At 68.7% G+C, this 19642-nt stretch carries 23 protein-coding genes; 12 read left to right on the top strand and 11 right to left on the bottom strand.

The window, feature by feature from the left end:
- Nucleotides 1–13: 13 nt before the first annotated feature.
- Together glpX and F6W70_RS05250 are read left to right on the top strand one after the other, a co-directional pair.
- Complete coding sequence (gene glpX, locus F6W70_RS05245) at nt 14–1000, top strand: class II fructose-bisphosphatase (RefSeq protein ID WP_017828697.1); 987 nt, start codon at nt 14–16, stop codon at nt 998–1000.
- 180 nt (nt 1001–1180) lie between these two features.
- Nucleotides 1181–1465, top strand: a complete 285-nt coding sequence (locus F6W70_RS05250; protein ID WP_017828696.1) for a hypothetical protein — start codon at nt 1181–1183, stop codon at nt 1463–1465.
- 61 nt (nt 1466–1526) lie between these two features.
- On the opposite strand, the gene F6W70_RS05255 is transcribed toward F6W70_RS05250, so the two are convergent.
- Nucleotides 1527–2837 carry a DNA recombination protein RmuC gene (locus F6W70_RS05255; RefSeq protein ID WP_151486082.1) on the bottom strand — a complete coding sequence of 437 codons (1311 nt, stop codon included), beginning with the start codon at nt 2835–2837 and terminating at the stop codon, nt 1527–1529.
- 83 nt (nt 2838–2920) lie between these two features.
- A complete protein-coding gene (locus tag F6W70_RS05260) occupies nt 2921–3523 on the bottom strand; it encodes a 3'-5' exonuclease (RefSeq protein WP_017828694.1) in 603 nt (200 codons plus the stop codon).
- A 59-nt stretch (nt 3524–3582) separates the two neighbouring features.
- On the opposite strand from F6W70_RS05260, the gene F6W70_RS05265 reads away from it, so the two are divergent.
- From F6W70_RS05265 to F6W70_RS05295, 7 genes are all read left to right on the top strand, one after another.
- Complete coding sequence (locus F6W70_RS05265) at nt 3583–4323, top strand: class I SAM-dependent methyltransferase (protein WP_151486083.1); 741 nt, start codon at nt 3583–3585, stop codon at nt 4321–4323.
- Nucleotides 4324–4375: 52 nt separating this feature from the next.
- Nucleotides 4376–5449 carry a redox-regulated ATPase YchF gene (gene ychF / locus F6W70_RS05270; protein ID WP_055864540.1) on the top strand — a complete coding sequence of 358 codons (1074 nt, stop codon included), beginning with the start codon at nt 4376–4378 and terminating at the stop codon, nt 5447–5449.
- 21 nt (nt 5450–5470) lie between these two features.
- Nucleotides 5471–5908, top strand: coding sequence for a DUF6228 family protein (locus F6W70_RS05275; protein ID WP_151486084.1), 438 nt, complete (start codon nt 5471–5473; stop codon nt 5906–5908).
- 40 nt (nt 5909–5948) lie between these two features.
- Entirely contained in the window at nt 5949–6485 is a 537-nt protein-coding gene (locus tag F6W70_RS05280) for a hypothetical protein (RefSeq protein WP_151486085.1), read from the top strand.
- A 45-nt stretch (nt 6486–6530) separates the two neighbouring features.
- A complete protein-coding gene (locus F6W70_RS05285) occupies nt 6531–8192 on the top strand; it encodes an ABC-F family ATP-binding cassette domain-containing protein (RefSeq protein WP_151486086.1) in 1662 nt (553 codons plus the stop codon).
- The gene (locus tag F6W70_RS05290) at nt 8189–8743 is read left to right on the top strand and encodes a GNAT family N-acetyltransferase (protein ID WP_151486087.1); all 555 of its coding nucleotides are present in this window, start codon (nt 8189–8191) and stop codon (nt 8741–8743) included. The genes F6W70_RS05285 and F6W70_RS05290 overlap by 4 nt, the downstream gene beginning before the upstream one ends.
- A 157-nt stretch (nt 8744–8900) precedes the next feature.
- Complete coding sequence (locus F6W70_RS05295) at nt 8901–9476, top strand: alpha/beta fold hydrolase (protein WP_055864520.1); 576 nt, start codon at nt 8901–8903, stop codon at nt 9474–9476.
- Nucleotides 9477–9492: 16 nt separating this feature from the next.
- Here F6W70_RS05295 and F6W70_RS05300 read toward each other — a convergent pair whose 3' ends face one another.
- The 3 genes from F6W70_RS05300 to F6W70_RS05310 form a co-directional block, all read right to left on the bottom strand.
- The gene (locus tag F6W70_RS05300; protein ID WP_017828685.1) at nt 9493–9837 is read right to left on the bottom strand and encodes a LysR family transcriptional regulator; all 345 of its coding nucleotides are present in this window, start codon (nt 9835–9837) and stop codon (nt 9493–9495) included.
- A gap of 107 nt (nt 9838–9944) precedes the next feature.
- Entirely contained in the window at nt 9945–10244 is a 300-nt protein-coding gene (locus tag F6W70_RS05305) for a hypothetical protein (RefSeq protein WP_017828684.1), read from the bottom strand.
- A gap of 107 nt (nt 10245–10351) precedes the next feature.
- Nucleotides 10352–10861: a GNAT family N-acetyltransferase gene (locus F6W70_RS05310; protein WP_318278804.1), complete on the bottom strand. Its 510-nt coding sequence runs from the start codon at nt 10859–10861 to the stop codon at nt 10352–10354.
- A gap of 91 nt (nt 10862–10952) precedes the next feature.
- On the opposite strand from F6W70_RS05310, the gene F6W70_RS05315 reads away from it, so the two are divergent.
- A complete protein-coding gene (locus F6W70_RS05315) occupies nt 10953–11495 on the top strand; it encodes a Dps family protein (RefSeq protein ID WP_127482637.1) in 543 nt (180 codons plus the stop codon).
- A gap of 27 nt (nt 11496–11522) precedes the next feature.
- Here F6W70_RS05315 and F6W70_RS05320 read toward each other — a convergent pair whose 3' ends face one another.
- Together F6W70_RS05320 and F6W70_RS05325 are read right to left on the bottom strand one after the other, a co-directional pair.
- On the bottom strand, nt 11523–12050 hold the full coding sequence (locus tag F6W70_RS05320; protein WP_151486088.1) for a DUF6328 family protein: 528 nt from the start codon (nt 12048–12050) through the stop codon (nt 11523–11525).
- A 59-nt stretch (nt 12051–12109) separates the two neighbouring features.
- Nucleotides 12110–12703 carry a 1-acyl-sn-glycerol-3-phosphate acyltransferase gene (locus F6W70_RS05325; protein ID WP_151486089.1) on the bottom strand — a complete coding sequence of 198 codons (594 nt, stop codon included), beginning with the start codon at nt 12701–12703 and terminating at the stop codon, nt 12110–12112.
- A 94-nt stretch (nt 12704–12797) separates the two neighbouring features.
- Here F6W70_RS05325 and F6W70_RS17765 point away from each other — a divergent pair, with 94 nt between their 5' ends.
- The gene (locus F6W70_RS17765) at nt 12798–12944 is read left to right on the top strand and encodes a hypothetical protein (RefSeq protein ID WP_170287859.1); all 147 of its coding nucleotides are present in this window, start codon (nt 12798–12800) and stop codon (nt 12942–12944) included.
- A 34-nt stretch (nt 12945–12978) separates the two neighbouring features.
- On the opposite strand, the gene F6W70_RS05330 is transcribed toward F6W70_RS17765, so the two are convergent.
- Nucleotides 12979–14457 (bottom strand): MDR family MFS transporter, encoded by a 1479-nt coding sequence (locus F6W70_RS05330; protein ID WP_141386681.1) that lies wholly within the window; start codon nt 14455–14457, stop codon nt 12979–12981.
- A gap of 163 nt (nt 14458–14620) precedes the next feature.
- Between F6W70_RS05330 and F6W70_RS05335 the strand changes: the two genes are divergently transcribed.
- On the top strand, nt 14621–16675 hold the full coding sequence (locus tag F6W70_RS05335; RefSeq protein ID WP_151486642.1) for an ABC transporter ATP-binding protein: 2055 nt from the start codon (nt 14621–14623) through the stop codon (nt 16673–16675).
- A 34-nt stretch (nt 16676–16709) separates the two neighbouring features.
- Here F6W70_RS05335 and F6W70_RS05340 read toward each other — a convergent pair whose 3' ends face one another.
- From F6W70_RS05340 to F6W70_RS05350, 3 genes are read right to left on the bottom strand one after another with little or no spacing between them, the layout of a single operon-like run.
- Nucleotides 16710–17483, bottom strand: coding sequence for an SDR family NAD(P)-dependent oxidoreductase (locus F6W70_RS05340; protein WP_017828676.1), 774 nt, complete (start codon nt 17481–17483; stop codon nt 16710–16712).
- A 33-nt stretch (nt 17484–17516) separates the two neighbouring features.
- Complete coding sequence (locus F6W70_RS05345) at nt 17517–18464, bottom strand: glycosyltransferase family 2 protein (protein ID WP_151486090.1); 948 nt, start codon at nt 18462–18464, stop codon at nt 17517–17519.
- A gap of 22 nt (nt 18465–18486) precedes the next feature.
- Entirely contained in the window at nt 18487–19623 is a 1137-nt protein-coding gene (locus tag F6W70_RS05350; RefSeq protein ID WP_151486643.1) for a cysteine desulfurase family protein, read from the bottom strand.
- Nucleotides 19624–19642: the final 19 nt, after the last annotated feature.

Raw genomic sequence — 19642 nt, forward strand, 5'->3', positions numbered from 1 at the left:
CTAGGCTGACCGCATGGTGAGTCTGACAGCGGATCTGAGCCCTCTTCGTCCCGACCGTAACCTCGCGATGGAGCTGGTGCGTGCGACGGAGGCTGCGGCCATCCGCGCGGTCCCCTTTATCGGTCGCGGAGCCAAGGAGGCGGCGGACGGCGCCGCCGTCGACGCGATGCGCGCGTTCCTCGGCACGGTCGACTTCCAGGGACGAGTGGTCATCGGCGAGGGCGAGAAGGACAACGCCCCGATGCTCTTCAATGGCGAGGTCGTCGGCACGGGCCGTGGACCGCTGTGCGACATCGCGGTCGATCCCATCGACGGCACCTCGCTCACCGCAGCCGGTCGTCAGAACGCACTCTCGGTGATCGCCGTCTCGGACCGTGGCACCATGCTCGATGCCTCGACCGTCTTCTACATGGACAAGCTCGTCACCGGCCCGGCAGGCGTCGGCGTCGTCGACATCCGTCTTCCCATCGGCGAGAACATCCGCAAGCTCGCCGGCGCGCTCGACAAGCCTGTCGACGAGATCGTCGTCTCGGTGCTGAACCGTCCGCGTCACGAGCAGCTCATCCAGGAGATCCGCGATGCGGGTGCCGGCACGCGTCTCATGAGCGACGGTGACGTCGCCGGTGGCATCAACGCCGCCCGTCACGATGCTCGCACCGACATGTGCGTCGGCGTCGGCGGCAGCCCTGAGGGCATCGTCACGGCGTGCGCGATCAAGGCTCTCGGTGGACACATCCAGGGACGCCTCTGGCCGCGCGATGACGATGAGCGCCAGCGCGGCATCGATGCCGGTCTCGATATGGACAAGGTCTACGAGGCCGACGATCTGGTGCAGGGCAACAACACGATCTTCGTCGCCACCGGCGTCACCGACGGCCAGCTCGTCGCCGGTGTCCGTCGTGAACGCGGCTACGTCTACACCGAGAGCGTCGTGCTCCGAGGAGCCTCCGGAACGCTTCGTCGCATCGCTTCGGAGCACCTCGTCTCGAAGTGGCTCTGATCCTTCGCTCGTCCTCTGACACGTGATCATCGCCGGCGACATCGGCGGCATCGTTATCGAGCCGGTACCGCCTCACAGCCGCTCGATCCACGGTTCCCCTGGGTGCCGTGTCACAATTGTCACTGGGTTTGTCGCCGTCGACGGAGCCGCCAGGCACCGCAGGCACAGGAGGGCGAACAGATGACAACGCAGCACACGAGCGGTTCGAAGGCCGCCCCGACGAAGATCATCACGACCAACACGGGGCGCATCCTCCGGGTGAGCGCAGATGCGGAATCCGTTCCGACGCCCCCGGTCACGACGCCACCGGCCGCGATGGTCGATCCGGCTCGTCGCGCCGACGTCCTCTTCCGCGTCCGCCGCGATGAAGGGCACGAGATCAGCTCCTGGTGGATGATCGGAGCGTTCCTGGCCACCAGCGGACTCGTCATCCTGCTGCTCAGCGGCGTTCCCGGCATCGCCTGATCCGTCGTCGCTGAACGCCCGCGGAGCTACCGCACCACCGGCTGATGCTCTGCCGAAGGTGTCACCCTTCGTCGAGTCGAAGCCGCACGTCGCCCACATCGGCGCGGACGGCCTCGGGCTGGACGGCCTGTGTGGGATCGAGCGGGTCGATATGAGCAGAGTCGCCGTCTGAAAGAGCTTCCCGCGCCGCGGCCGAGTCTGCAGCGAGCAGCTCTGGTGCCGTAAATCGCCGGCCCGTGCTCGCCGTCGTCGAGGCGGCTGTCGCGAGCGCTGACGCGTCGACCCCGGGGAACTGACGAGCGGTAACGAGCACACGGGTCTCGAGCGATCCGGCGAACCGGTTGTAACTGTCGACAGTGCGCTCCAGCGCTCGACGCAGATCGTCGGCGTGCCCGGCGAGCGTTCCCAGCCGGTCGTAGAGCTGCGTGCCGAGCGCGAGCAGGGTACGCGCCTCAGTCGAGACCTCCTGCTGCGTCCAGGTGAAGGCCACGGTCTTCAGCACAGCCCAGAGGTTGACGGGGGAGGCGAGCGCCACTCGGCGACTGAACGCATAGTCGAGGAGGGTCGGGTCTTCATCGATGGCTGCGGCCAGCAGTGATTCGCTCGGCAGGAAGCAGATCACGAACTCCGGGCTCGCATCGAGGCCCGCCCAGTAGGCCTTCTTCGCCAGCGCGTCGATGTGCGCGCGGACCGCCTTGACGTGCTTCTGCATGAGGGTGCGGCGCTGCGGCTCCTGCGCGTCGCCGCCGGGAAGAGCGGAGGCCTCGAGATAGGCGTCGAGAGGAACCTTGGCATCGACGGCGATCGAGCTGCCCCCGGCGAGGCGGATCACCATGTCGGGGCGCCCCTGACCATGGTCGGAGGAGATCGTCGCCTGCAGATCGAAGTCGATGTGCCGGGTGAGTCCCGCGGCTTCGACGACGCGGCGCAGCTGAGTCTCGCCCCACACGCCGCGCGTGGCAGTGGAACGCAGAGCCCCGGCGAGCGACTCGGTCGTCGCCCGCAGAGCTTCATCGGACTCCTGGGCCCGGCGTAGCTGCTCTTCGAGAGTGCCGAACTGGGCGTGCCGTTCCCGCTCGATGGCGGTGACCTTGGTCTGCATCTGCTGCAGACTCTCGCGAACCGGCGCGAGCGCTGTCAGCACGGCGTTCTGCTGCTGGACGCGCTGCGCCTCTGCCCGCTGCTCGTTGCGCGCATGCTCGACGGCATCGCGGTACAGATCGTACTGGCGGTCGCGATCGTCTCGTGCGGCCGCCAGCTCGGCCTGAGCGCGCGCGAGATCGTCGGCACCGCGTCCGGCTCGCAGGAACCAGCCCATAGCGACACCCGCCGCGAGGGCGACGAGGAGAAGAACGACAGCCAGAGCATCCATGTGTTCATGATGCGGCCGGCATCCGACATTGTCCGGTCGCCGCGCACGGATGCCGCGTGACGAGTCAGACGCGACGAGGCGGGTCAGGCGACGGCGCGCTCCAGAGCGGGGGCGGCCGGAGCGACCGGCGCGGTGACACGCAGGCTCAGAGCATCGGCGAGGGCGAAGACATCGGCCGCACCTGCTCGTGCCGCCGCATCGATGACGATCTGCGCGCAGGCGCGGGCATCGGCGAGCGCATCATGGTGCGAGAACTCCTCGAACCCCGCGGCGGCCGCGGCGATCGGCAGGCGATACGAATCGAGCGTGTACGTCTTGCGGGCGACCTGCAGGCTGCACAGCGAGCGGTAGGGCGGGCAGAGCTGACCCGTCGCTTCGGATGCGCGGCGCAGCACGTTGAGGTCGAAGCCGGCGTTGTGCGCGACGAGCACGTCGGCTCCGGCGAAGGCGCACAGGCGGTCGAACTGGTCGACCCAGGTCGCGGCCGAGAGCACGTCCTCGGGCTGGATGCCGTGGATGCGCACGTTCCATTCCTGGAACTCGTCGTGTCCCGGCGGCGGCTGGATCAGCCATCCTGTGGTGGCGACGACTTCTCCGCCGCGCACACGGACGAGTCCGACCGAGCACGCGGAGGCCGGGCTGGAGTTCGCGGTCTCGAAGTCGATCGCAGTGAAGTCCAGTGGCACATCCCCACTTTCCCCCGGGTCCCCGAAGTGGGGTCGCAGACTCGCCGTATGCTGGCGACATGGCTGAGGACATGGCGACGTCGTTCGGAGCGCAGGCCGGAGACTACGAGGCCGGAAGGCCGGAGTACCCCTTCGAGGCGGTGGCCTGGATGCTCGAGCGGATGCCGGCGGATTCCCGCCGTGTCGCCGATGTCGGCGCGGGGACGGGCAAGCTCACCCGGGTGCTGACCCAGGCCCCTGACGCCGAGGTGGTCGCTGTCGACCCCGATCCCGAGATGCTCGCGGCCCTTCGCGGCGCCGTGCCGGGTGTGCCGACCTTCGTCGGGTCGGCGGAGCGGCTGCCTCTTCCGGATGCGAGTGTTGATGCCGTCGTCCTGGGCCAGGCCTGGCACTGGGTCGATCCCGTCGCGGGCTCGACAGAGATCGGTCGTGCGGTGCGCAGCGGGGGAGTGCTCGGCCTCATCTGGAACATCCGCGACGATCGCGTCGAGTGGGTGCGCAGGCTCACCGAGGTCATGCACGGCAGCCACGCCGAGATCATGCTCGCCGAGGGCGATCCGGTCGTCACCGCGCCGTTCGGACCGCTCGATCAGGAGCGCTGGGAATGGGTCCGACCCGTCACCCGCGATGTGCTGCACCGGATGGCGGCGTCGCGCAGCTACATCATCACCGCTCCCGACGAGGAGAAGGCGCGCATCCGCCGGGAGCTCGACGCTCTCTTCGACGAGCTCGACCTGCACGGCGACGCGACCATCGACCTCCCGTACGTGACCAGGGCGTACCGCGCCGTCCGCGACTGACGCGCAGCCTTCCGCAGGATCGCGGGGCTCCGGCCAGGTAGACTCGTGCCCCGTGGCTCTCACTATCGGCATCGTCGGCCTGCCCAACGTCGGCAAGTCCACCCTCTTCAACGCACTCACCAAGAACGACGTGCTCGCGGCGAACTATCCGTTCGCGACGATCGAGCCCAACGTCGGCGTGGTGAACCTGCCCGACCCGCGCCTCGAGAAGCTCGCGGAGATCTTCGGCAGCGAGCGGATCCTCCCCGCGGCAGTGTCGTTCGTCGACATCGCCGGCATCGTGCGCGGTGCCAGCGAGGGCGAGGGCCTCGGCAACAAGTTCCTCGCGAACATCCGTGAGGCCGACGCCATCGCACAGGTCGTGCGCGGTTTCGCCGACGACGACGTCGTGCACGTCGACGGCACGGTCAACCCGGCCTCCGACATGGAGACGATCAACGCCGAGCTCATGCTCGCCGACCTCGAGACCGTCGACAAGGCGATCAGCCGGTACGAGAAGGAAGTGCGCGGCAAGAAGATCGAGCCCATCGTGCTCGAGACCGCGAACGCGGCGAAGGACGCGCTGGAGCGCGGCGTGCTGCTGTCGGTCGCCGGTATCGACCTGACGCCGATCCGGGAACTGGGGCTGCTCACCGCGAAGCCCGTCATCTTCGTCTTCAACGTCGACGAGGCCGTGCTGACCGACGACGCACGCAAGGCGGAGCTCGCAGCCCTCGTCGCCCCGGCGAAGGCCATCTTCCTCGACGCGAAGATCGAATCCGAGCTCATCGACCTCGACCCGGAGGATGCGGCGGAACTGCTCGCCTCGACCGGCCAGGACGAGTCCGGCCTCGACCAGCTCGCCCGCATCGGCTTCGACACCCTGGGCCTGCAGACGTACCTCACGGCTGGCCCGAAGGAAGCGCGCGCCTGGACGATCCCCAAGGGGTCGAAGGCGCCGCAGGCCGCCGGTGTCATCCACACCGACTTCGAAAAGGGCTTCATCAAGGCCGAGATCGTCTCGTTCGAGGATCTGGTCGAGACGGGTTCCGTCGTCGAGGCCCGCGCCAAGGGCAAGGCCCGCCTCGAGGGCAAGGACTACGTCATGCAGGACGGCGACGTGGTGGAGTTCCGCTTCAACAACTGACCTCGGCCCTTCGGAGGACCCATGGCGACGGACGAGGTCTCGCAGGCGGCAGGGCTCGGGGATACGGGCATGTCGCTCGACTTCAGCGACCCGCAGTTCGACGAGTCGGGCAAACTGCGGTCTCTGCAGGCACGCCTGCACGGGACGCGGCTGGATGCTCAGCTGACCTTCTACGTGTGGGACGTCGCGGAAATCGTGTGCTACTTCCGTGCGCTCGACCAGGACTGGCGGGGGTGGTCGGGCGAGCGGCAGTACGAGTCCGTCGAGGGGGACCTGGTGCTGAGCGCACGTCATCTCGGGCGCATCGAGCTCTCGGTGACTCTGACGGGGGAAGCAGCGCGCGACATCTCGACCCACGTGGGCTGGACCGCTCAGGCGATCGTCGGAATCGAGCCGGGGGAGGAACTGTCGCTGTTCGTTCGCGACTTCGACAGCCTCGTGGCCCGAGCGACCGAATAGGTGACTCTCCTCTTCGACAGCAGACGCCCAGGAGGCCGTGATGGATGTTGACACACAGGAGGCGAACGCGCGCTTGATCGCCGTACGCCGCACACTCCTCATCCGCATCTGCCTGATCATCGTGATCCTCGGGCTCTTCGTGAGCGGGGTCACCGCCTTCCCGTTGCGCGAAGAACTCACGCTCGGGCGCGACATCCTGGGCAACACGGGCCTGAGCATGACGTTCCCCGATCTCGCCTTCTGGGTGCAGCGGGTCGCGGAGGGGCTCGACGTGACGGGGACCGACTATCCGTTCCTGGCCTACGGCACGGACTGGCTGGCATTCGCGCACCTCGCCATCGCGGTCGCCTTCGTCGGACCGCTCATCGATCCGGTCCGTAACGTGTGGGTCACCATCTGGGGTCTCATCATGTGCGCGGGCATCGTTCCGCTGGCACTCATCGCCGGGGCGATCAGAGGCTTGCCGCTCGGCTGGCAGCTCATCGACATCTCGTTCGGAGTGGTCGCCGCCGTGCCGCTGACGATCGCCCTCGTGCTGACACGTCGACTCGAGAGATCGCGCGTGGTCGTCCGCTGACGGCCCGCGTCCGCGCACCACCCGCACGGGTGACAGGATTGACGGATGACCGCAACACTCGTGGCCCACGGGCTGGCCGGCGGGTACGGCCACCGCACCCTGTTCGACTCCCTCGATCTGACCGTCACCGCGGGTGATGTCGTCGGCCTCGTCGGCGCGAACGGGGCGGGGAAGTCGACCCTCCTGAAGCTGCTGGCCGGTGTCGACGAGCCCCAGGCCGGGACGATCCGACTCTCACCGGCCGATGCCTTCGTCGGCTGGCTTCCGCAGGAGCACGAGCGCATCGCCGGCGAGAGCGTCACCGACTACATCGGCCGTCGCACGGGCTGCACGGCCGCGACCCGCGACATGGATGCCGCCGCCGCAGCACTCGGTGACCCCAGCCTCGCCGCACCGGGCACAGATCCCGCCGACACGTACTCGGCCGCGCTGGATCGTTGGCTGGCGAGCGGTGCCGCCGACCTCGACGAGCGACTGCCGGTGGTGCTCGCCGACCTCGGACTCGACCTGGGCGACGACCCGGCCGCAGCGATGATGACCTCGCTGTCGGGCGGACAGGCCGCCCGCGTAGGGCTCGCCGCGCTGCTGCTCTCGCGCTTCGACATCGCGCTGCTGGATGAGCCGACCAACGACCTCGACCTCGACGGGATCGAGCGGCTGGAGGCCTTCGTACGCGGACTCCGCGGCGGTGTCGTGGTGGTGAGCCACGACCGTGAGTTCCTCGCCCGCTGCGTGACCAGGGTGCTGGAACTCGACCTCGCGCAGGGCAGCAACCGGGTCTTCGGCGGCGGCTACGACGCGTACCTGGAGGAGCGGGCCACGGTCCGTCGTCACCAGCGCGAGAAGTACGACGAGTTCGCCGACAAGAAGGCCGACCTCGTCGCCCGTGCTCGCACCCAGCGCGAGTGGTCGAGCCAGGGCGTGCGCAACGCGATGAAGAAGGCGCCCGACAACGACAAGATCAAACGCAAGGCCTCTGCGGAGTCGAGCGAGAAGCAGGCGCAGAAGGTGCGTCAGATGGAGAGCAGGATCGCCCGGCTCGAAGAGGTCGAGGAGCCGCGCAAGGAGTGGCAGCTCGAGTTCACGATCGGTTCGGCGCCGCGCTCCAGCTCGGTCGTGTCGACGCTGAGCTCGGCCGTGTTCCGGCAGGGATCCTTCCAGCTCGGCCCGGTGTCGATCCAGGTGAACGCGGGGGAGCGGATCGGGATCACCGGTCCCAACGGCGCGGGGAAGTCGACGCTGCTGCGCGGGCTGCTCGGACGGCAGCTTCCCGATGAGGGAACCGCAAGCCTCGGTGCGAGCGTGCAGATCGGCGAGATCGACCAGGCCCGTGCGCAGCTCGTCGGCACGCAGCCGCTCGCCGTCGCCTTCGAGGAGCTCGTGCCGGAGATGGCGTCGGGCGAGGTCCGCACGCTCCTCGCGAAGTTCGGGCTCAAGGCCGATCACGTGATGCGCGCCGTCGATGAGCTCTCGCCGGGGGAGCGCACGCGGGCGGGGCTGGCGCTGCTGCAGGCACGCGGCATCAACCTGCTCGTGCTCGATGAGCCGACGAACCACCTCGACCTGCCGGCGATCGAGCAGCTCGAACAGGCGCTCGAGTCCTACGAGGGAACCCTGCTGCTCGTCACCCATGATCGGCGGATGCTCGCGACCGTGCAGACCGACCGGCAGTGGCGGGTGGAGGCGGGGCAGGTCGTCGAGATATGACGGCCGTCGACATCGACACGGTTCCCCGTGATCGTCTGAGCGCGAATGACCTGACGCGGCTGCGGGAGCTTTTCGATGCCGAGTACTTCGCCGAGTTCGGAGCGTGGGATCCCGATCAGCCCTACGGCTACGCGCCCCATGACGTTCACGTCATCGCCCGGTTCGGCCCTGCCGTGGTGGGGCACGTCGGCTGGGCGCCGCGGACGATCGGCGTCGGTACGGCGGAGGTCGTGGTCGCGGGCGTCGGTGGCGTCCTGATCTCCCCGCACGCGCGAGGGCAGCGAGCCGGTGCCCGGCTCCTCGCGCACGCAGCCCTATCGATGAAGGATGCCGGAGGCATCGATTACGGCTATCTCGGGTGTCGGGAAGAGGTCGTCGCCTTCTACGAATCGTGCGGGTGGCGCCGCATTTCGGCAGTCGAGCACTCGATCGACCGCGCCGGCCAACCCGTCGCGCAGACCCCGGGGCCGCCCCTTCTGACGCTCGCGCTCGATCCGAAACCACGGAATTGGCCCGCGGGCCCGATCGATCTTCGCGGGCGGGCCTGGTAGGCGGTCGGTGGAGGTCATCCGGATGTCATCGTCTCCCTGACCGCCCGCTCAAGATACGCTGGGACACGGCGGCTCCGGCCGCGGTCCGGTCGCTGGCGTCCGCCGTGGACGTTCCGCCTGAGTTCCTGACACCGACGGCACGAGGAGATTGACGCCGATGACCGACACCCAGATCTTCGAGCCCGACGGCCGCGCGATCCCCTTCGTCGACGAGGGCGACGGGCCGGTCAAGCTCGTCCTGATCCAGGAGCGCGATCTGGCTGCTGATGTTCTCGGCGTCGTCTCGCACTACCTCGCCGAGGAGGCGGGCTTCCACGTGCTGCGCATCGGTCATCGTGCCGAGGCCAAGCGCGAAGAGGTCTCGCTGGATGACCGTGTCGAGGATGCGCTCGCCGTGATCGAACACGTCGGGCTGGGCGACACGTGGGTCGGCGGCCATGGGTTCGGCGGCACTGTCGCGCGCGCCTTCGCTCTGGCGCACGCCGATCGCGTGAACGGTCTGGCTCTGCTCGCGGTCGAAGAGAGCGACATCCCGCTCGCGCCGGTGATGCCCGTCCTGATCATCCAGGGCACCAAGGACATCGATGCTCCGTTCGCCAACGGAGAGCAGCTGCAGTCGACGGCACCGGAGCGCGCGAGCGTGAAGAGCATCGACGGCGCCGATCACCTGTTCCCGATGACGCACCCGATCGAGACCGCGGTCGTCATCGAGGAGTACCTCGACTGGGACTGAGTCCTTCGCCGTCCCGCTAGCGGCCCTGCCGCTTCTTGTACGGCTTCGGCTGCCCCTTCACGGCGGGCGTGCGGCCCTTGCCCTTCGAGGCTTTGGCCTTTCCTCCGGCAGGGGCGGGGGCGTTGCGGACCGGCTCCGGAGCGGCAGCGACTGCCGTCTTCGCCTCCACCAGCAGGAGCTCGCCGACAGGTGTCAGCCGCGTCGGGCCCTCGCGATGGACGATCGGATGGCCGACCTCGGCCTCGAGCTTGTCGATCGACGTGTAGAGCGAGGCCAGCGGAATGCCGAGTTTCTCCGCCGCACGAGGGAAATGCAGTTCCTCCGCGAGGACGACGAAGCGGCGGAGCAGAGAGATCTTCACGGTGGCCTTTCGACTGTTCGCACGGGTTTGCGAGCTCGTTCCAGGTTACGCGGTGCAGACAGACGGATGCCGCGACCGAGTCGGCCGCGGCATCCGGAATCCTTCGGTCAGGCGACCTGAGGGGTGACGGCGAACGAGACGGAGCCTTCGTCGTCCACGCCGGCATCGAGGATCTTGTCGTCGAGAGCGGCAGCGGCCGACTCATCGAGGAAAAGCCGGGTGCCGGCGACCTCCACGACCTGATCCTGCGGCTCCGGGTCTGCGGCGACGAGCACGGCGAGGCGTGCACCGCCCTCCGGGCCCTGGGCCTCGGTCGAGTGGATGCGGAGCCCGGCATCCGGGGCGTCGGTCTGACGGCTGACGAGGGTCGTCACGATGGCGGAGGCGTTGTCGGTGAGGGTGAGCACGAGACTCTCCTTCCGGTCGGGGCATGTCACGGTCGCGACATGTCCGGGCTACGATGCCCCACCTCGGAGATGGTCTCAACCCCCTTGCGCGGATTCGGAGGAGGCTCTTACCCTGCTCGCAGCTGCTTGCGCAGAAACACCTGCGCGGTGCCGTCGCCGTCGGGCACGCGCTCGTGCTCCTCGTACCCGCACGCCTCGTAGAGACGGATGTTCGCTTCGCTCAGGCTTCCGGTGAACAGCTCGGCGACGTCAGCGCCCGACGCCTTCTCGGCGCTCTCGAGCAGCAGCCTTCCGATGCCCTCGCCCTGCATGTCGGGAGCGATCGCGATCCGGCCGATCAGGAGCACACCGTCCTTCTCGACGTATCGGATCGCGCCGACGAGTCGCCCGTCGATGCGTGCGGTCAGCCCGGACTCGGATCGGAGCTCCGCTTCCAGTTCGGGGAGCGTCTGCGTCAGGGGCGGCATGTCGACGCTTCCGTAGATCGCGGCCTCCGACACGAAAGCCGCGCGCTGCACGGTCAGCACCTCGCCGGCGTCGTCGTCGCTGATCGGGGAGATGACGATCTCCGGCGGCGTCGGGTCCTGGTCTTCTTTCACTGCGTCTGCATCACTCACCCGAGTCACATTCCGGGGTGCGTCCCCACGGTGTCAACCCCCTCGCCCCTGGCCACCGTCCGCACTAGCGTCACCCGCAGGAGGTCACACCATGGCTGAAAGCACAACGACCAAGAAGACCGGCTCGACGAAGGGCGCGGCGAAGACGACGAGGCAGCAGAACGCCGAAAAGGGATTCACCGCCTCGACGACGCTCGCGAACAACCTGCAGGCGGTGCTCGTCGACCTGCTCGATCTCGCGATCCAGGGGAAGCAGGCGCACTGGAACGTCGTGGGGCGCAACTTCCGCGACACGCACCGTCAGCTCGACGAGATCATCGACGACGCGCGCACGTTCAGCGACACGATCGCGGAGCGCATGCGCGCCCTGCACGCCGTCCCCGACGGACGCAGCGCGACCATCGCCAAGACGACGTCGCTTCCTGAGTTCCCTGCGGGCGAGGTGTCGACGACCGAGACGATCGACCTGGTCACCGAGCGCCTCGAAGCCGCAGTGGGCACGGTGCGCGAGGTGCACGACGCCGTCGACGAAGAGGACCCGACCTCGGCGGATCTTCTGCACGCCATCATCGAGCGGCTCGAGCAGTTCGCGTGGATGGTCAGCGCCGAGAACCGGAGTCCGGCAGGACGCTGAGCGCACGCGCGCTCGCGGAGCGCCGCGTCATTCCGATGCGCCTCCGCGGGCGCGGGCTCTGCCGCGCATGATGCGAGGCAGCGCCACCCAGAGCGCCGCCACGAGAACGAGGGCCGCGACGAGCGCGACGATCCCCGCCGTGCGGTTCACCGTGAAGTCGACGATCAGGGTGGTCACCCCGATGGTGAGCGCGCCGATCACGACCAGGTCGATGCGGACGATCCGGGCGGCGATGCGGACGAGGTCGGGCTTGCGGCGATACCCGAACAGCGCGCGATGCATCCCCACCGGCGCCAGGGCGAGGATGGTCGCCACGGCGGCGAGAGCGACGAGGATGACGTAGACGTCGCGCTGGAGCTCGTCCATATCGGTGAACCGGGGCTGGAACGCGACCGCCAGGAGGAAGCCGGTGAGGATCTGGGTGCCGGTCTGCATGACGCGCAGCTCCTGCAGCAACTCATCCCAGTTGCGATCAGCGCGTTCGTTCGCGGTCTCGTCCCGTCCGTCGGCACGATCGTCGAGCTCGTGCTCGCCACCCGAAGAGTCTGCTGTCATGGACTCAGTGTGGTTTCCCGGCGCGGGTGCTGTCCAGGTCTTCCCGCGGGAGGCGCAGCCTAGGTGGCGTCGGGCTCAGTGGTGGCGGGGAGCTCTTCGCGCAACCGCGGCTCGGTGCGTCGTTCGGGACGCACGCCGGCCTTGTCGGCGTAGAACGCGCGGATCCGGTCCATGTCCGCCCCGACATCCCCGGTCAGGTCGATCGTAGGCCCGAGCCCTGACGTCATGGTCGTCCTGTCGACGAACCCGAGGGTCACCGGCATGCCGGTTTCTCGCGCGATCCGGTAGAAGCCCGATTTCCAGTACTCGTTGCCGCCGCGGGTACCGTCCGGGGTGACGACGAGACCGAACACGGTCCCGGCGTGGACCTGTCCCACGACATCCTTGACCACGCGAGCCGGGTCGGAGCGATCGACGGGGATGCCGCCGAGGCGTCGCATGATCGGACCACGCCAGCCGCGGAAGAGGCTCTTCTTGCCGAGCCAGTGCACGTCGATGTCGAGCCGCCACGCGATGGCGAGCATCAGGACGAAGTCCCAGTTCGACGTATGGGGTGCCCCCACGAGAACGGTCGGACGTGTCGGTGCGGCCTCGCTCACGAGCGTCCATCTGCTGAACGCCCAGAACGTGCGGGCGAGGAGTCGTTTGAGCATGAAACAACCGTAAGCGAGAATCGCCGTCCGTCCACTGTCGAGGCGTCTCGCCCGGTTCGGCGCCACCTGCGTCGGGCAGGCGTACGATCGAGGGATGAAGAACACGCAGCAGGACTCCGTGCAGCAGGAAGCACCCCTCGGGCTGCAGCCGCTCCCGGGCTCTCTGAACCTGCTCGAAGGCGACGCCGTCGGCTACTGCAGCGATGGCGTCTGCCACATCCCCGCCCCGAAGAGCGAGTAAGAGGCAGACGCCATCGCGGGCCGTCTACGGACGGTCAGTGCCCTCCGTGGAGTCCCTCGCCGGCATCGTCTGCAGGCTTGCGGACGAACGGGCTGAGGGCCACCGCCGCGAGCGAGATGATCGCCGCGATCAGGAACGCCATGCGCGCGCCGGGGGCACCGGCGACCGCGGTCGACAGTCCCTCCTGTTCGCCGGCGTGCAGGATCGACGAGTACGTCACCAGCAGCAGCGCCACGCCCGCCGCGCCGCCGACCTGCTGCAGCGTGTTCAGCACAGCCGAACCGTGCGAGTACAGGGAGCGCTGGAGCGAACCGAGCGAGGCGGAGAACAGCGGCGTGAACGACATCGCGAGTCCGACCGACATGGCGGCCTGCACGATGATGAGGACCCACCACACGGTGTGCTCGCCCACGGTCGAGTAGAAGAACAGCGCGGCGGAGACGAGGATCGTGCCCGGGATCAGCAGCGGACGCGTGCCGCGCGCATCGTAGACGCGCCCCATGATCGGTCCGAGCAGACCCATCAGCAGCGAGCCGGGGAGCAGGATCAGACCCGACTGCAGCGGGTTCAGACCGGCGACGTTCTGCAGATACTGCGGAAGCAGCGTCAGGGTGCCGAACATCGACAGCGCCAGGATCGACATGATGATCACGGACAGGGTGAAGTTGCTGGAGCGGAACACCCGCAGGTCGAGCAGCGCGTCGTCGATGCGCTGCAGCACGAGCTGGCGCCAGACGAAGAGTCCGAGCGACAGAGCACCCACGACCAGCGAGACGATGCCGGTGGTCTCGCCCGATCCGCCCTCGCCGCCGAACTGGCTGAGTCCGAACACGATGCCGCCGAAGCCGAGCGCCGCGAGCGGGATCGAGAGAACGTCGAGCGGAACGGCTCGGGTCTCGCCGAGGTTCGTCATCCACTTCGCGCCCATGGCCAGGGCGATCAGGGCGATCGGGAGGATGATCCCGAAGAGGGCACGCCAGCTGGCGAATTCGAGGACGGCGCCCGCGAGCGTCGGGCCGATCGCGGGAGCGAGCGAGATCACCAGGCCGACACGGCCCATCATGCGGCCGCGGGACTGCGGCGGGACCACGTTCATGATCGTCGTCATCAGCAGCGGCATCATGATGCCGGTACCGGCGGCCTGGATCACGCGGCCGACGAGCAGCACCGTGAATCCGGGCGCGATGAGCGCGACGAGCGTGCCGAGCGAGAAGGCGATCATCGCGGCGATGAAGACCTGGCGCGTCGTGAACCGTTGCAGGATGAAGCCGGTGGTGGGGATCACCACAGCCATGGTCAGCATGAAGGCGCTGGTGAGCCATTGGCCGAGCTCGGGCGGGATGCCCAGGTCGGTGTTCAGATGGGGAATCGCGATCCCCATCGTGGTCTCGTTGAGGATGGCGACGAAGGCGGCGACCAGGAGGAGCCAGATCACCCGCATGTCCTTGCGGGAGATCTCGCCCCCCGCCGGTGCGGCGGTCGTGGAGAGGGAGCCGGTATCGACGGCAGACATGGGCGGCCTCCAGGGCGAAGAAGAATGGATATCGCGAGAGTTCGCAAGAGTCCTTCAGCGTAACGGCAGCCGCGGACATTTCATTCCGAACTCACAGATATCCGCGCTCGGCGCGGGCTCGGGTCTCGATGTCGTCGTGCGTGGGTACGCTGGCGCCATGAGCATGGGCGGCGGCATGGGTGGTGGACATCGCGGTGGTTTTCGCGGTGTCGATGAAGATGCGCAGCGGAGGCTGAACGCCGAGGCGCCTCGGATCAACGGCCTGGGCGCCCGGGTGGTCTCGCTGTTCCGGGCGTATCGCTGGCGCATCTTCTTCACGGGCATCCTGGTGGTGGTCGGGGCCGCGATCGCCGTCATTCCGCCCCTGATCGTGCAGCGCATCTTCGATGACGCGCTGTTCCCGGTGGCCGGGGGCGGGCCGCACCTCGAGCTGCTGGCCTGGCTCGTGGCCGCGATGATCGGATTGTTCCTGATCTCCGCGGTGCTGGGAGTCGCTCAGACGTGGCTGACCTCGACCGTCGGCAACAGCGTCACCGGAGACCTGCGGGTGAAGCTGTTCGAGCACCTGCAGGCGATGGAGCTCGGCTTCTTCACCCGCACCAAGACGGGCGTCATCCAGTCCCGGCTGCAGAACGACGTCGGCGGCGTCTCCGGTGTGCTGACCAACACCGTCACCAGCATCCTCGGCAACGTCGTGACCGTGATCGCCTCGCTCGTCGCGATGATCCTGATCGACTGGCGGCTGACGCTGATCGCGGTGATCATGATGCCGTTCCTGATCTTCGTGCAGCGCAAGGTGGGCCAGGTGCGGGCCCGCATCGCGGGGGAGACGCAGGAATCCCTGTCCGAGCTCACCTCGATCACCCAGGAGACGCTGAGCGTCTCGGGCATGCTGCTGTCGAAGGCGTTCAACCGGCAGCGCACCGAGTCGGAGCGCTACCAGGCCGAGAACCGCAACCAGGTCACGCTGCAGGTGCGTCGGGCGATGAGCGGTCAGGGTTTCTTCGCGGTCGTGCAGGTGCTCATGGCCAGTGTGCCCGCTGTCATCTATCTGGTCTCCGGCTACTTGATCGCCGGAGGCACCGGTGCGATCACCGCGGGAACCGTCGTCGCCTTCACCACCGTGCAGGCACGACTTCTCATGCCGTTGATGGGACTGATGCGGGTGTCGCTCGACCTGCAGACGTCGTCGGCACTGTTCGCCCGCATCTTCGAGTACCTCGACCTGGTGCCGGAGATCGAGGATGCCCCGGATGCGATCACGGTCGACGAGGCACCGGGGCCACGGGGGCGTCTGGAGTTCGCCGACGTCGTCTTCCGCTACCCGGACGCCTCCGCCGATGCCAGACCGACGCTCGACGGGGTGTCGTTCGTGGCGGAACCGGGGCAGCACGTCGCGTTCGTCGGACCGTCCGGCGCCGGCAAGACCACCATCCTGTACCTCGCGCCCCGACTGTACGAAGCGAAGGGAGGCGCGGTGATGTTCGCCGGCGCCGACGTGCGCGCGCTCACCCAGGAGTCGATCATCGACCATGTCGGGATCGTCTCCCAGGAGACCTACCTGTTCCACGCCACCATCCGCGAGAATCTGCGCTACGCCAAGCCGGATGCGACCGAGGACGAACTGATCGCCGCGTGCACGGCCGCGAACATCCACCACATCATCGCCGGGTTCGAGCAGGGGTACGACACGGTGGTGGGGGAGCGCGGGTACCGGCTTTCCGGCGGCGAGAAGCAGCGGATCGCGATCGCCCGTGTGCTCCTCAAGGATCCGCCGGTGCTGCTTCTGGATGAGGCCACCTCCGCGCTCGACACGGTGTCGGAGCGCGTGGTGCAGGAAGCGCTCGACGAGGCGGCGAAGGGGCGCACCACGCTCTCCATCGCCCACCGGCTCTCGACAGTGATGGGTGCCGACGTGATCCACGTGCTGGAGGCCGGACGCATCGTCGAGTCGGGAACCCATGCCGAGCTCCTCGCACTGGGCGGACTCTACGCCGAGCTCGCAGCCGAGCAGGTGGCGGCGTCGCGCGTGCTCGACACCGAGGCCGCGGTCGAAGAGGCAGTGACCGGCGGCGCCCCGGCACCCCTCGCCGAGCGCCGCGCGGACAAGGCTCCTGTCGACTCTGCGGGCGCCGATGCCGTCGCGGCCATCACCGCGGCGGTGCCGCTGTTGGCTGAGCCCCGTCCCGACGAGCGGATCTACCCGCCGGAGCCCTGAGCCGTCGGCACCGGTCCCGGAGCACCGAGGCGCCTCAGTGCACCGACAGTCCGCCGTCGACGAACAGCGAGTGGCCGGTGACGTAGGCCGATCCCGCCCCGGCGAGGAACACCGCGGCCCCGGCGAAGTCGCTCGGCAGTCCGTTGCGTCCGATCATGGTGCGTGCCGCGAGCTCGGCGACCTTCTGCGGATCCTGCTGCAGGCGGGCGTTCAACGGAGTCAGCACGAAGCCGGGGACGAGCGTGTTGCTCGTGACGCCGGTCCCACCCCAGGCCTCGGCCTCCGAGCGCATGAGCGATTCGACGGCACCCTTCGATGCGCCGTAGACCCCGCTTCCCACGAAGGCGCGGTGGGCCTGCTGGGAGCTGATGTGGAGGAGCCGGCCGTATCCGCGCGCGGCCATGCCCTTCGCGTAGCGCTGGCCGAGCAGGAAGGGCGCGAGCGCGTTGACCGTCATCGTCGCGTCCCAGTCGTCCTCGGTGATCTCCGGGAACGGCGGACGGATGTTGATGCCGGCCGAGTTCACGAGGATGTCCGGCTCGCCGAACGGCACCTCCGCGGCCTCTGCGACGGCGTGGATCCCGTCACGGGTGCCGAGGTCGCCGACGACCCCGGCTGCGCGGCAGCCGTGAGCACGCAGCTCGTCGACGGTCTCCCGGATGCGGTCCTCTCCGCGGGCGACGACGACCGTCGCCGCTCCGGCGCGTGCGAGCGCCGTGGCGATGCCGCGGCCAATGCCGGAGCTGCCACCGGTGACGATCGCTGTGCGTCCGTCGAGCGAGAAGAGGGAGGAGAGGTAGTCGTTCACGCGTTCACCGTTCCGTCGTCGGGAGGCTCGTTCTCACCACGCGAGCGCGGCGGCGATGGCAGGGTCTGGCACGGCATCGGCGAACTCGGGAAGGGCGCGGAGTTCGGCGACGAAGGCCTCGACGTCGACCGCGTAGGCCGGATCAGGGTGCGCGTCGGCGATCTCGAGAAGCGGCACGAGGTCCATCGCCAGGATCAGCTCCAGCCGTGCAGTCACGGAAGCGTGCGCCCCGGCCTCATGCAGCACCCGGATGCCGCCGCGCAGCGCCGCGAGATAGTCCCGCAGAACGGACAGCTGCGCCTTGCTCTGGGTGATCGAGGTGCCGTCGGCTCGGAGCCGCCAGCGCACGACGACATCGGGGATCACGTCGAAGGCGCGTGCCCGCGTGTACATCAGCTGGGCGACCACCTGGTCCTCGTAGGCCACGCCTTCGGGGAAGCGCAGATCGTGCCAGAAGTCGGTGCGACTCACCTTTGACCACGCGACGATGTTCGACACCACCCGCGGGTGGGACTCGAGAGTGGTCGCGAGCCGTTCGGGCGAGGTCGCCGCCGAGACCCAGGGCTGCACGCGACCGGCGACGTAGCCGCCGCCGTGCGGACGCGAGCGCACGTAGGCACCGGCGACGAAGTCGCTTCCCGTCTGCCCGAGCGTTCCCGTCAGGCGGGCCAGGGCGTCCGGCAGCAGTTCGTCGTCCGCGTCGAGGAAACCGAGGTAGGGGGTGGAGACCTGATCGAGACCGACATTGCGCGCCGCACCGAGACCGCGGGAGGCCTCGTGTCGGATCGACGTGAACCGACGGTCATCGGCCGCGGCGGCGTCGAAGATCGCCCCCGTCTCGTCGGTCGAGCCGTCGTCGATGAGGATCGCTCGCCACCGCGACTCGGTCTGCGCGCGCAGAGAGTCCAGGGCGGCGGGGGCGAAGGCGGCGATGTCGCGTCCGGGGACGATCAGCGTCACGATCGGGGCGGAGGCAGTCACCTGCCGAGTCTATGGCCGCGTGTCAGCCCCGAGCCGCGCGCACCGACTCTGTGACGAGCGCGGCCAGTCGTACGGGAGCGTCTTCGGGCAGCGGAACGCGTCCGAAGGTGAAGCGCACGGCGGTCTGCGCCACCTCGGGCGCCACGGCGCAGGCGAGGAGCACATGGGAGGGCTCATCGCTACCCGCCGCACACGCCGATCCGCTCGACGAGATGACACCGCGGCGCTCCAGCTCGAGCAGCACCGATTCCCCGCTGGTGCCGGCGAAGGTGAAGCTCGCCGTCCCCGGCAGACGATGCAGGGCGTCACCGGTGAGCACGGCTTCGGGGATGCTGTCGAGGACCAGGGCGATGAAGTGCCTCGTCGCCGCGCCGACGCGCGCGGCGACCACCTCGCGTTCGTGCTCGGCGATCTCCAGAGCCGTCGCGAGTGCCACGGCCCCCGCGACGTTCTCGGTACCGGAGCGTCGTCCGCGCTCCTGCCCGCCGCCGTGCAGCAGCGGCTCGACGGGCACCCGCCCGCGCACGGCCAGGGCGCCGATGCCCTTGGGGGTGCCGAGCTTGTGGCCGGCGATCGACACCGCATCAGCGCCGAGATCCCGCAGCCCCAGCCAGCCGGCCGACTGCACGGCATCCAGATGCAGGGGCACACGGGCGGCCCGGGTGACGGAAGCCAGTGCCGTCGCGTCCTGGATCGTGCCGATCTCGTTGTTCGCGTGGCCGATCGACACCAGCGCTGTGTCGTCGCGGATCGCCGCCGTCAGGTCGTCCGGTGCGATCCGTCCGCGCGCGTCGACGGGCAGCAGCGTCACCTCGACGGCATGGAAGCGTCGGAGGTATTCGGCGGATTCGAGGATCGACTCGTGCTCGATCGGTGAGATCACCAGGTGACGTCGCCCTGCCTCGAGAGCCGCCAGCACGATGCCCTTCACCGCGAGGTTGTTCGCCTCGGTGCCCCCTGCGGTGAACACGACATCGCCCGTGCGCATCCCGAGGATCCGGGCCACCCGTGCGCGGGCATCGTGCAGAGCACCCGCGGCGGCTTCGCCGGCAGTGTGATGGCTCGACGGGTTGCCGGACACCCCGGAGAGATACGGACCCATCGCCTCGAGCACCTCCGGTCGTACCGGGGAGGTCGCGGCGTGATCGAGATACAACATGCCAGGGTGCGACATCGCG

Origin of the sequence: Microbacterium maritypicum (assembly GCF_008868125.1) — a bacterium.
Taxonomy (GTDB): Bacteria; Actinomycetota; Actinomycetes; order Actinomycetales; family Microbacteriaceae; genus Microbacterium; species Microbacterium maritypicum.